The organism is Methylobacterium sp. WL119 (assembly GCF_008039875.1).
GTDB lineage: Bacteria > Pseudomonadota > Alphaproteobacteria > Rhizobiales > Beijerinckiaceae > Methylobacterium.
In genome coordinates, this window is record NZ_VRUU01000013.1 from 23,755 (window position 1) to 34,139 (window position 10,385).

Annotated in this window: 16 protein-coding genes; 11 read left to right on the forward strand and 5 right to left on the reverse strand. The window is 72.9% G+C overall.

Going from position 1 to position 10,385, the window contains the following annotated elements; genetic code table 11:
• Positions 1 to 140 precede the first annotated feature (140 nt).
• From FV227_RS07995 to FV227_RS08015, 6 genes are all read left to right on the forward strand, one after another.
• Positions 141 to 386 carry a 3',5'-cyclic-nucleotide phosphodiesterase gene (locus FV227_RS07995; protein ID WP_147729921.1) on the forward strand — a complete coding sequence of 82 codons (246 nt, stop codon included), beginning with the start codon at positions 141 to 143 and terminating at the stop codon, positions 384 to 386.
• A 171-nt stretch (positions 387 to 557) separates the two neighbouring features.
• Positions 558 to 800: a hypothetical protein gene (locus tag FV227_RS08000; protein ID WP_147729922.1), complete on the forward strand. Its 243-nt coding sequence runs from the start codon at positions 558 to 560 to the stop codon at positions 798 to 800.
• Positions 794 to 946 (forward strand): hypothetical protein, encoded by a 153-nt coding sequence (locus tag FV227_RS28890; RefSeq protein ID WP_187274723.1) that lies wholly within the window; start codon positions 794 to 796, stop codon positions 944 to 946. The genes FV227_RS08000 and FV227_RS28890 overlap by 7 nt, the downstream gene beginning before the upstream one ends.
• A gap of 220 nt (positions 947 to 1,166) precedes the next feature.
• Positions 1,167 to 3,050, forward strand: coding sequence for an MHYT domain-containing protein (locus tag FV227_RS08005; protein WP_147858696.1), 1,884 nt, complete (start codon positions 1,167 to 1,169; stop codon positions 3,048 to 3,050).
• A gap of 14 nt (positions 3,051 to 3,064) precedes the next feature.
• The gene (locus FV227_RS08010; protein ID WP_147728927.1) at positions 3,065 to 3,499 is read left to right on the forward strand and encodes a response regulator; all 435 of its coding nucleotides are present in this window, start codon (positions 3,065 to 3,067) and stop codon (positions 3,497 to 3,499) included.
• Positions 3,496 to 4,560: a response regulator gene (locus FV227_RS08015; RefSeq protein ID WP_147728928.1), complete on the forward strand. Its 1,065-nt coding sequence runs from the start codon at positions 3,496 to 3,498 to the stop codon at positions 4,558 to 4,560. Before FV227_RS08010 ends, FV227_RS08015 begins: the two co-directional genes overlap by 4 nt.
• 29 nt (positions 4,561 to 4,589) lie before the next feature.
• On the opposite strand, the gene FV227_RS08020 is transcribed toward FV227_RS08015, so the two are convergent.
• From FV227_RS08020 to FV227_RS08040, 5 genes are all read right to left on the reverse strand, one after another.
• Positions 4,590 to 5,318, reverse strand: coding sequence for a hypothetical protein (locus tag FV227_RS08020; RefSeq protein ID WP_147728929.1), 729 nt, complete (start codon positions 5,316 to 5,318; stop codon positions 4,590 to 4,592).
• A 99-nt stretch (positions 5,319 to 5,417) separates the two neighbouring features.
• Positions 5,418 to 5,795, reverse strand: coding sequence for a phage holin family protein (locus FV227_RS08025; RefSeq protein ID WP_147858697.1), 378 nt, complete (start codon positions 5,793 to 5,795; stop codon positions 5,418 to 5,420).
• Between the two features lie 105 nt (positions 5,796 to 5,900).
• Positions 5,901 to 6,152 (reverse strand): hypothetical protein, encoded by a 252-nt coding sequence (locus tag FV227_RS08030; RefSeq protein ID WP_147728751.1) that lies wholly within the window; start codon positions 6,150 to 6,152, stop codon positions 5,901 to 5,903.
• A gap of 127 nt (positions 6,153 to 6,279) precedes the next feature.
• Positions 6,280 to 7,074 carry a trypsin-like serine protease gene (locus tag FV227_RS08035; protein WP_243948861.1) on the reverse strand — a complete coding sequence of 265 codons (795 nt, stop codon included), beginning with the start codon at positions 7,072 to 7,074 and terminating at the stop codon, positions 6,280 to 6,282.
• Between the two features lie 103 nt (positions 7,075 to 7,177).
• Positions 7,178 to 7,429 (reverse strand): hypothetical protein, encoded by a 252-nt coding sequence (locus tag FV227_RS08040; protein ID WP_147728750.1) that lies wholly within the window; start codon positions 7,427 to 7,429, stop codon positions 7,178 to 7,180.
• Between the two features lie 175 nt (positions 7,430 to 7,604).
• On the opposite strand from FV227_RS08040, the gene FV227_RS08045 reads away from it, so the two are divergent.
• From FV227_RS08045 to FV227_RS08065, 5 genes are all read left to right on the forward strand, one after another.
• The gene (locus FV227_RS08045) at positions 7,605 to 8,336 is read left to right on the forward strand and encodes a LuxR family transcriptional regulator (RefSeq protein ID WP_147728749.1); all 732 of its coding nucleotides are present in this window, start codon (positions 7,605 to 7,607) and stop codon (positions 8,334 to 8,336) included.
• Between the two features lie 199 nt (positions 8,337 to 8,535).
• Positions 8,536 to 9,168, forward strand: coding sequence for an acyl-homoserine-lactone synthase (locus FV227_RS08050; RefSeq protein WP_147728748.1), 633 nt, complete (start codon positions 8,536 to 8,538; stop codon positions 9,166 to 9,168).
• A 61-nt stretch (positions 9,169 to 9,229) separates the two neighbouring features.
• Positions 9,230 to 9,424, forward strand: a complete 195-nt coding sequence (locus FV227_RS08055) for a hypothetical protein (protein WP_147728747.1) — start codon at positions 9,230 to 9,232, stop codon at positions 9,422 to 9,424.
• A 201-nt stretch (positions 9,425 to 9,625) separates the two neighbouring features.
• Positions 9,626 to 9,835, forward strand: a complete 210-nt coding sequence (locus tag FV227_RS08060) for a hypothetical protein (protein ID WP_243933238.1) — start codon at positions 9,626 to 9,628, stop codon at positions 9,833 to 9,835.
• A gap of 52 nt (positions 9,836 to 9,887) precedes the next feature.
• Positions 9,888 to 10,382 (forward strand): catalase, encoded by a 495-nt coding sequence (locus FV227_RS08065; protein WP_147858698.1) that lies wholly within the window; start codon positions 9,888 to 9,890, stop codon positions 10,380 to 10,382.
• Positions 10,383 to 10,385: the final 3 nt, after the last annotated feature.

The following is a 10,385-nucleotide window of genomic DNA, read 5'->3' on the forward strand; positions in this document are numbered from 1 at the left end:
GCGCGGCCGCCGCAGGGAGGGTCGATGCCGCAGGCGCCCGGCCGGGGAAGACGGAGCCGTTTCGCGCGGTCCGGCGTTCCCTGCACGGTTCGTCGACCCGAACAGGTCCGCGACCCGCCACATCCTCTCAGCTGGAAGCCATGATGCGCGTCGCCCCGCTCGCCTTCGTCCTCGCCCTCGCGGCCGTCCCGGCTCTCGCCGCGCCTACGTCCACGCGCGGCAACGCGGACCTGAAGAAGTACTGCACCGGGGACGCGCTGAAGCTCTGCGGCGACATCGATCCGGACGATCCGGCGATGGATGCGTGCTTCAAGAAGAACCGCGGCGCGCTGACGGAGAACTGCCGCCGGGCGATCGACGCCTACGCGGGCTCCGGCGGCAAGTAAGGGCAGGTCCGGTCGAGTTCGGGCACGCCGAGCCGGGCTGCCCCGGGACCCGTGAGGGCGCCCCGTCGCGGGCGTCCGGCGGCCGGGGTGCAGGTCCTGCGTCATCCGGCCGTCACGGTGCCCGGCTAAGCGGGCGCCCTCGCCGCGCCGACGGCATCGTGTCCCGAAACCATGCCCGAGCATCTCTGCCTCGACCCGCACGACCCGTATGCGCAGCGCGAGGTCCGGGTCGCGTTCGAGCGCGTCGGATCGGGCTTCCGCCTGATCGCGGCGATCGACGACAGCGACGACGACATCCTGCCCGACCTGATCGACGCGCAGCGCGACGACCTGCTCCGCGAGATCTCCCAGGCGGACCCGCGCGCCGCCGACCGCGTCCCCCCGGCCGACACCCGGCCGTCGGCGTCGTGCTGAGGCTCGGCCGCCTCGACGATGCGGACGAGCTCGCGGCGTCGCCGCTCGGGTTGCGCGGGCGCACGAGCCGGATGCCGGCCTACATCGCCGCGAGCGTCCTTCTCGTCCTCGTCTCGGACCTGCTGATCCAGTTGCTCCTGGCCTGACCGACGCGCGGAAGCCCGCCGGCGGCCGTCGCGTCGGGCGGTCCCCGGCACCCCCGCAGCGAAAGCCGTCCGCACGCGAGGTGCTCTTTCGCCAAACCGGGATTCCCTTCGGGCCAAAGCCCACTAAGGTCGCGCGAGCCGCGAGCGCGCTGGCCGACCCGAGCCGTGCGGCGACGGCCGCGACCCGCCTCGCGCGAATGTCCCCGTCACCGGTCGCGCCATGGTCCATACCGGCTACAATCCCGCCCTCGTCGCCCTGTCCCTGGCGATCGCGGTGTTCGCCTCCTACACCGCCCTCGACCTCGCCGGGCGGATGCGCGGCGCCGCCCGCGGTCCGCGCTGGGCCTGGGTCGCCGGGGCCGCCCTGGCGATGGGCGGCGGCATCTGGTCGATGCACTTCGTCGGCATGCTCGCCTTCGAGATGGGCATGCCGGCCGCCTACGACCTCACGCTCACCCTCGCCTCCCTGCTGATCGCGGTCGGCGCCACCGGCGCGGCCTTCGTCCTGATCAGCCGTCCGGGTGCGGGCCCGCGCGAGGTCCTCGTCGGCGGTCCGCTGATGGGGGTCGGCGTCGCGGGCATGCACTATACCGGCATGGCGGCGATGCGGGTGCCCGGCAATCTCGCCTACAGCTGGCCCGTGGTCGCGCTCTCGGTGGCGATCGCCGTCACCGCCGCGACGGCCGCCTTGTGGCTGACCTTGCGCCGGCACGGCGTCTGGCAGAAGCTGTCCGCCGCATTCGTGATGGGCCTCGCGGTCGCCGGGATGCACTACACCGGGATGGCGGCGGCGACGTTCACGGCGGAGGCCGCCGGCGCCCACGCCGCCCATGCCGGCGGCGTCGGCGCGGGCCAGCAGAACCTCGCCCTCTCGGTCGGCGGCGCGACCTTCCTGATCCTCTTCCTCGCCATGCTGGCCTCGTCCGTCGACCAGCAGCGGGTCCAGCGCGATCTGCAGGCCAGCGAAGCGCGGTTCCGCGCCGCCGTCCAGGCGGTGCGCGGCGTGCTCTGGACCAACGACGCCGCCGGCCGGATGGTCGGCGAGCAGCCCGGCTGGGCGGCGCTGACGGGCCAGGCGCCCGAGGCTTATGCCGGCTTCGGCTGGGCGAGCGCCGTGCACCCCGACGACGTGCAGCCGAGCATCGCGGCCTGGAACGCGACGGTGGCCGCGCGCCGGCCCTTCGTGCACGAGCACCGGGTCCGCGCCCGCGACGGCAACTGGCGTCACTTCGCGATCCGCGCCGTGCCGGTCCTCGACGACCGCGGCGCGATCACCGAGTGGGTCGGCGTGCACACCGACATCACCGAGCAGCGCGAGGCCGAAGGCGAGCTGCGGGAATCGAACGAGGAGCTCCAGCGCTACGCCTACATCGTCAGCCACGACCTGCGCTCGCCGCTGGTCAACGTCATGGGCTTCACCTCCGAGCTGGAGGAGGCCCGCCCCGAGATCCGCCGGGCGCTGGGGGACCACCCGGAGGCCGAGCGGATCGACGCCGATCTCGGCGAGGCGCTGGGCTTCATCCGGGCCGCCGTGACCCGGATGGAGGGGCTGATCGCCGCCATCCTGAAGCTCTCGCGCGAGGGGCGGCGCAGCTTCGCGCCCGAATCCCTCGACCTGACGCGCCTCCTGCGGTCGCTGGTCGACGCGCAGCGCCACCAGATCGAGACCGCCGGCGCGACGGTGGAGGTCGCCCCCGACCTGCCGACCATCGTCGCGGACCGGCTGGCGGTCGAGCAGGTCCTCGGCAACCTGATCGACAACGCTGTGAAGTACCTCGACCCGGCCCGGCCCGGGCGGATCACGATCACCGCACGGTCGGTGGGCGGCAACCGCGTGCGCATCGCCGTCGCCGACAACGGCCGCGGCATCGCCCCGCGCGACCACGCCCGCGTGTTCGAGCTGTTCCGCCGCTCCGGGGTCCAGGACCGGCCGGGCGAGGGGATCGGGCTCGCGCACGTCAAGGCGCTGGTGCGGTCGCTCGGCGGACGCATCGACCTCGCCTCGGCGCTGGGCGCGGGCACCACCTTCGAGGTGACGCTGCCGCGCGAGGCCGCTACAGGTCGTGAGGCACACGGCGCCCCGACGACGCTGGCCGCGGAATGACCCTGGAGGCCGCCATGAACGCCGTCAGCATCGTGATGATCGAGGACGACGACGGCCACGCCCGGCTGATCGAGCGGAACATCCGCCGCGCCGGCGTGAACAACGAGATCATCCCCTTCCGCGACGGCACCTCGGCCCTGGCCTTCCTGCTCGGGCCGGACGGCTCGGGCGAGGCCAGCGCCCGACGCCACCTGCTGATCCTGCTCGACCTCAACCTGCCGGACATGACCGGGATCGACATCCTGGAGAAGGTGAAGGCCAACCCGCACACCAAGCGCTCGCCGGTCGTGGTCCTAACCACCACCGACGACAGCCGCGAGGTGCAGCGCTGCTACGATCTCGGCGCCAACGTCTACATCACCAAGCCGGTCAACTACGAAGGCTTCGCGAACGCCATCCGCCAGCTCGGCCTGTTCTTCTCGGTGATCCAGGTGCCCGAGAATCCATGACCGGCCCTCCCCCCGCCGCGGCCGACCCGGCCGGCACGGCCCGCATCCTCTACATCGACGACGACCCCGGGCTCGCGCGCCTGGTCCAGCGCGCGCTCGGCGCGCGCGGCTACGTGGTCGAGCTCGCCGCCAGCGGCGATGCCGGGCTGGAGCGGCTGGCGCGGGGCGGGATCGACGTCGTCGCCCTCGACCACCACATGCCCGGGCAGACCGGGCTCGACGTGCTTCCGGCGATCCGCGCCCTGCCCGACGCGCCGCCGGTGGTCTACGTCACCGGCTCCGAGGACAGCCGGGTCGCCGTCGCCGCGCTGAAGGCCGGCGCGGTCGACTACGTCTGGAAGGACGTGCAGGGCCAGTTCCGCGAGCTGCTCGGCGGCGCCGTCGACACCGCCCTGCGCCAGGAGGCCCTGCGCCGCGACAAGGAACGCGCCGAGGCGGAGGTCCGCGCGGCGCGCGACCACGCCGTGATGCTGCTGCGCGAGGTCAACCACCGGGTCGCCAACTCCCTCGCCCTGGTGGCGGCGCTGACGCACATGCAGACCAGCGCCGTCTCGGACCCGGCCGCGAAGGCGGCGCTCGAGGAGATGCAGGCGCGGATCTCGGCCATCGCCGGCATCCACCGCCGTCTCTACACCTCCGACGACGTCGAGGCGGTCGAGCTCGACGCCTATCTCGCCAGCCTCGTCGAGGAGCTGCAGGCGGCGATGCGGGCCTCGGGGCGCGATCACGCCATCCGGCTGAGCGCCGACCCGGTGCGGCTGGCCACCGACAAGGCGGTCTCCGTCGGGGTGGTTGTGACCGAGCTGGTGACCAACGCCTACAAGTACGCCTACCCGGTGAATGCCGCCGGCGAGATCCGGGTCGAGCTCCGGCGCCGGGCCGAGGACACCCTCGAGCTCGCCGTCGAGGATGACGGGATCGGCTGGACGGGCGAGGGACGGCCGCGCGGCACGGGCCTCGGCTCGCGCATCATCCGGGCGATGGCGACGAACCTGCGCTCGGGCCTGTGCTACGTGCCCGACCGCATCGGCACCCGGGCCGTGCTGTCGTTCCGGGCCTGACGGCCCCGTTTTCGCGCGGATCGGATCCTCTAGGCGGCCGGGGTCGGGACGGCATCGGCGCGGACGGGGGGCACCGCCGCCGGCCCCGTCCGGGTGGCGAGCCACAGGACGTTCCGCGGGCCCTCCCCGCTGGCACGCGAGCGCACCCGGACCTCCTCGACGGAGAAGCCCGAGCGGGCGAGCCGCGCCTTGAACTTGCGGTCCGGCCGGCCGGACCAGACGCCGAGGATGCCGCCCGGGCGCAGGGCGTAATGGGCGCGCTTCAGGCCCCAGCCGTCGTACAGGCGGTTGTTCTCGCCCCGGACCATGCCCTCGGGGCCGTTGTCGACGTCGAGCAGGATCGCGTCGAACGCCGCCGGGCCGGACTGGATCAGGCGGTTCACGTCCGCCTCGTGCAGGGCCAGCCGGGGATCGTCGAGGCTGCCGTCGAACAGGTGCGCCAGGGGCCCGCGCGCCCACGCCACCACCGCGGGCACGAGCTCTGCGACGACGATCTCCGCCTCCGGCCCGAAGGCGCCGAGCGCCGCGCGCAGGGTGAAGCCCATGCCGAGGCCGCCGATCAGCACGCGCGCCTTCGGCCGGTCCCGAAGCCGCGCCGCGACGAGGGTCGCCAGCGCCCGCTCGGATTCGCAGTGCCGGTCGCGCATCAGGTCCTGGTTGCCGACCGTGATCGCGAAGGCGTCGCCCTGCCGCATCAGACGCAGGGTGGTCTTCTCGCCGGGCACGAGACCGGTGTCGACATGGACCCAAGACGTCACGGATGTCCTCCCGCCGTCCGGCGGCGTGGCTGCAGGAACGCCCCTGTACCAGCGGTTGGAGGGCGCCGCGAGGGGCGTGATCCAGGGCCTCGCGCCGCGTCAGGCGCCGGCCGCGAGCGTGGCCCGTCCGCGGGCCTTCGGGCGCTCGATCCGGGTGGCGCGCGCGATGCGGCGCAGGCCGAACGACGCCAGCAGGCCGGCGGCGACCAGGAACGGGCTCGCGACGATCAGCGCGGCCACGACCTCGGAGCCGATCAGCACCGCGAGCGCCTTCACCATCGCGTCGAGGAAGACGAAGAACGCCGCGACGAGCAGCACGAGGATCGTTCCCAGGAGCGCGAACAGGCCGATCAGCGCCCGGAGGTTGCCGTCGATCTCGGTCCGCGCAAGGTCGAGGGTCCGCCCGACTAGGCGCCCGCTCTCGCGCAGGATCCCGAGGGTCAGCGCGAAGGTGCTCTCGGGGGTGCGATCCTGCATCGAGCGGTGCCGTCGTCCAGAAGGGGGCCGGGAGCGGTGCACCAGTTCGGCGCGGCTACCAACCCCGGATGCGACCGGGCGTTCCCGGATGGCGGCGGCCGCCGGTCAGCGCGGCGTGATCGGCGGCGCGAGCGCGCGCTCGCACGCGTCCCGGATCAGCAGCCCCGCGATCCGTCCCGCATCCCAGACGCCCATCAGGACGGCGTGGATCGCACCGGCGGCCAGGAGGAACGCGGCGACCGCGCAGAGGGGAAGGCTCAGGAGGAGCCCGATTACTAGGCGGGCCGCGACGCGCTCGGCGAGGCGACGTTCGAGCCGCGCCCCCGGGGCGAGGTCGAGCAGGCGTTCGTAGAGCATGGGAAGCCCGCACGATCGAGAATGGGCGGAACTCGGCACGACGGCGACGCAGGCACGCTGTGCCGGTTCAACATCGGCACGGGCCCGGCGTTGCATCGGACGATGCGAAAAACCCCGGGGCGCGGCGTCAGCGCATCCCGCTGCTGGTGAAGACCTGCGCCGCCGGCGCGATCACGACGAGGCTCCCGCACGGGGCCTGCCGCGACAGCACCGCGCTCGCCACGCCCCAGACGAACACGCCGCGCCGGTCCTGCCCCACCACGGGGCCGCCGGAATCGCCGAAGCAGACGCGGCCGCCGTTCACGCGGGCGATCGTCAGCCCGGTGCTCGACGCGGCGACGGGCGTCAGGATCGCGGTGCGCAGCCGGCCGACCACCCGGCCCGACACGCCGGTCCCGGCGACCCGCAGGCTCCTCGGCACCCGGCTCGGGTCGGTGGCGAGCGGCACCGGCACGCGGTCGCGCACCGGCTCGGCGAGGCGCAGCACGGCGAGGTCGAGCGAGAGGCTGTTCAGGTCGACGTCGACGACGTTCGAGGTCATCTGCCCGGGATCCGGGCTGTAGCGCGCGATCACCCGGGCGGTGCGGACCGGCTTCACCGGCTCGCTGCCGCGGAAGAACACCACGAGCGAGCCCAGCGGATCGCCGTTGACGCAATGGGCCGCCGTGAGGATCAGGTCGGGTGCGATCAGGACGCCGGTGCAGCGCGAGAGGTGCAGGCCGTCCTCGGGCGCGGTCACGGTCCCAAGCCCGACGGTGGCCTGCGCGAGCGCATCGCCCGACCGGCCCGCGGCACCGCCCTCGAGCGCCGCGGCCGGCGCGCTCCCCGAAGCGAGCGCGAGAAGCGGAACGACGAGACGTGAGGCAAGGTGACGCAGGGCGGGGCGAATGCCCGCTCGGGACGGGATCGAAATTCGGGACACGCGGGCCTCGGGGGTGTGGAACACGCCGTCCAGAGATCATCCGGGCGCGCCGGAGGGCAATCGGGCGCGAGGACGCGGGGGCCGCCGCGCCGCCCTGCGGCTCTCAGGAGTCGCGGCGCGTATCGTCCTTCGCCTCGAGGTCCTTGAGCATGGCGATCACCGAGCGCCGAAGGTCCGGATCGCCGATCGATTGGAACAGGCGCAGCAACTCGGCGGGGTCCGCGTCGGAGCCCGGCGCGCCGGAACGCGGCGAGAGGAAGAACGCCGTGTCGACACGAAGGAGCTCCGCGATCTTCCCCAGCAGGATCCGCGCCCGTTCGGATCGGTCCGATCCGTTGTTCCGGCCGTCGTCCACGTCGGACTCCTCACGTCATGCGTCTCGTTATACAACCTAGAATAAACTTTCAATCCCCTATAAACAGGGCAGGATGGTGTCTGTCCAGCCGCATGGTGGGATGGCGACCCAGTTCGCGTACGGAAGACGACGGCCGGCTCCGTCGGACGGCTCCTGCGAAACGGCTGCGCAACACATGATCACGAAGGCGATCGACGTCACCTACGGCCTGTTCCAGGCGTTCGACCGGGCCGGCTCCGTCGGCGATCTGAATCGCACGCTGCTGTCCGCCGTGTCCAAGCTCGGCGTGGAGAGCACGTTCGCCGGCATCATCCCGATGCCCGGCACCAGCCGGCGCGACCAGGCGGCCCACGTCCTGCTCGACAGCACGCCGGCCGGCTGGACCGACCGCTACTTCAAGGCCGGCCACCTGTTCCGCGACCCGACCATCCAGCGCCTGACCACGGACCTGACCGCGTTCCGGTGGTCCGACATCGAGCCGGAATACCGCGCCGACGCGGCCGCCCGGCGGGTGATGGAGGAGGCCGGCGACTTCCGCCTGCGCCAGGGCTTCACCGTGCCGCTGATCACCCTCGACGGGCGCGTCGCCGGGTTCAGCTTCGGGGCCGAGCGGTTCGATCCCTCGCCGGAGCTGCGCGGCATGCTGCAGCTCGTGGCGAGCTACGCCTTCGGCCGCTCGATCGTGCTGAGCGAAGGGCCGCCGCGGCCGGAGGTCCGGCTGACGCCGCGCGAGCGCGAGGCCCTGCAATGGGCCGCCGACGGCAAGACCGAGTGGGAGATCGGCGAGCTGATGTCGATCTCGGAGCACGGCGCCGAGAAGCACCTGCGCTCGATCCGGACCAAGCTCGGGACCGCGAGCCGGACGCACGCCGTCGCGGAAGGATTCCGGCGCGGGTTCCTCAAGTAGGCGCCGCGCGCCTCCGACCTCGAAGACCGCTTCGTCGAAAGCATGCTTCGTCCGGCGTGGGCGCGCGCGCGGGGATGCTCGCGCGGATTGACCGGATCCAGTCAAGTTCCACTGGTTCGCAGTCGAGAATGGTACGCGAACGCGTACTTTCGGGCGAATACTTAGAGACGATACTGCCGGCCATCCAATGGAGGCCGCTTTGATCCATATCGTCACGCCCGAGAACATCGATCGTTACCGCGATGCCATGGAGCAGGCCTATCGCCTGCGTCATCAAGTCTTCGTCGAGGAGAAGGGCTGGCACGACCTCGCCAAGCCCGACGGACGCGAGATCGACCAGTTCGACGACGGCCACGCCGTCCACATGCTCGCGATGCAGGGCGACCGCGTCGTCGGCTACCAGCGCATGCTGCCGACCACCCGCCCCTACCTGCTCACCGAAATCCTGCCGGAGCTCTGCGAGGTCCCCGCGCCCCGGAGCGCGCGGGTCTGGGAGTGGACCCGCTACGCCGTGCAGCGCGACGTGCGCGACCGCGGCCGCATCCTGAGCCCGGTCGGAAGCGCGCTCCTGGCCGGCATCGTCGAGTGGGGTCTCGAGAGCGGGATCGAGTCGATCGTCATCGAGATGAACCCGCTCTGGCTGCTGCGCCTCGTGCAGCTGCATTTCCGGGTGACCCCCCTCGGCCTGCCCTGCCGGATCGCCGGCGAGGACACCCTCGCCGTGGTCGCGGCCTTCGACGTGCGCACGCTCCGGCGCCTGCGCGAGACCCGCAACGACGCCGCCTCCGTGCTGACCGCGCGCCCCGCCCTGCCGCAGCGCCTGGCGAGCTGACCCCAACCGTTCCGGCGCGATGCCGCCGGACCCCGATCAACGCCAACCCGCGAACGAACCGATGACACGACAGACCCTTCCCGCTTCCACCGAACCCGACAACCCGATGGAGCGCCTCGCCGAGATCTGCATCGAGGCGCACGGCCTGATCGAGGAGGCCGGCACGCCGGAGATGAAGGCGACCCTCGAGGCTCTCCTCGTCCGGGTCGGCTTCGGCCTCGCCGAGCGCCTCGACCCGCAGCACCGCACGGCCTGACCGGCCGGCGACGGAATCGACGCCGGTCGCGCCCGCTGCCGATCCGAACGGGTCGGCGGCGCGGCGCGGCCGGTCGTGCGCGCCGTCGCCGGCCGACTTGTCCACCGCTCATCCAACGACCCGCCGGGATGGGAAACCGATCGGTAAGGGACGCCGCGCCACGGTGTCCCGCGACCAGCATTCGGGATCCGAAAGCCGATGATGACCAAGGACCAGCTCGCGACCGAGCTGAAGCGCATCGCGACGACGCAGATCAGCGACATCACGCGCGCGGTGAAGGAGGGCCAGAAGTCCATCGCCCTCAACGAGGTGCGGGACATGGCCCATCGCCTCGAGCGCCTGGCCGACGCCTTCCACCCGCGGCTCGCCGCGCCCGTGGACGCCGTCGACCCCGGCGCCCAGGCCGCTTGACGCCGTCGCACGGGCCCGCCGGCCCACCCAACCAGGAACGGGGCGTTCGATCATGATCCACGCGTTCTTCAACATCCGCCTCGACGACGCCTACCTGCCGGAGCGCACCGGGCAGCTCGTCCGGGACGCCGGCGAGGCGCGCGCGGTGGCGCGCACCATCATCCGCCGCCTCGTCGTCCAGCACGGCGGCGAGCCGCGCCTGCTGAACGCGGTGATGGCGGTCACCGACGCGGACGGCGCGTCCATCCTCGACCTGTCGTTCTTCGAGGCGCTCTACGTGCCCGTGGCGGCGCCCGAGCGGGCGGGGCCCGCGCGCCCGCGCGCCGACCTGCGCCGCGCGGCGGGCCGGATGCCCGACGCCGTCTCCGGCAAGGCGGGCGCGGCAGTCGCGGGCATCGCCGCTCGGATGCGGGCCCTGTCGACGCATCCGCGGATCGGCGCCGCGGCCCTGCGGCTGCGCGCGCATCTCGCGGCGATGGCCGACCTGCTGTCGTTCCGGCGCGACCCGCGGCAGCGCTTCACCCTGCAGCTCGATCCGGGCCGCTGATCG

Bases quoted from the DNA above. Each gene is read 5' to 3' on its own strand.
- FV227_RS07995 (WP_147729921.1), top strand. From the start codon at position 141: ATGATGCGCGTCGCCCCGCTCGCCTTCGTCCTCGCCCTCGCGGCCGTC.
- FV227_RS08000 (WP_147729922.1), top strand. From the start codon at position 558: ATGCCCGAGCATCTCTGCCTCGACCCGCACGACCCGTATGCGCAGCGC.
- FV227_RS08005 (WP_147858696.1), top strand. From the start codon at position 1,167: ATGGTCCATACCGGCTACAATCCCGCCCTCGTCGCCCTGTCCCTGGCG.
- FV227_RS08010 (WP_147728927.1), top strand. From the start codon at position 3,065: ATGAACGCCGTCAGCATCGTGATGATCGAGGACGACGACGGCCACGCC.
- FV227_RS08015 (WP_147728928.1), top strand. From the start codon at position 3,496: ATGACCGGCCCTCCCCCCGCCGCGGCCGACCCGGCCGGCACGGCCCGC.
- FV227_RS08025 (WP_147858697.1), bottom strand. From the start codon at position 5,795: ATGCAGGATCGCACCCCCGAGAGCACCTTCGCGCTGACCCTCGGGATC.
- FV227_RS08030 (WP_147728751.1), bottom strand. From the start codon at position 6,152: ATGCTCTACGAACGCCTGCTCGACCTCGCCCCGGGGGCGCGGCTCGAA.
- FV227_RS08045 (WP_147728749.1), top strand. From the start codon at position 7,605: ATGATCACGAAGGCGATCGACGTCACCTACGGCCTGTTCCAGGCGTTC.
- FV227_RS08055 (WP_147728747.1), top strand. From the start codon at position 9,230: ATGACACGACAGACCCTTCCCGCTTCCACCGAACCCGACAACCCGATG.
- FV227_RS08060 (WP_243933238.1), top strand. From the start codon at position 9,626: ATGACCAAGGACCAGCTCGCGACCGAGCTGAAGCGCATCGCGACGACG.
- FV227_RS08065 (WP_147858698.1), top strand. From the start codon at position 9,888: ATGATCCACGCGTTCTTCAACATCCGCCTCGACGACGCCTACCTGCCG.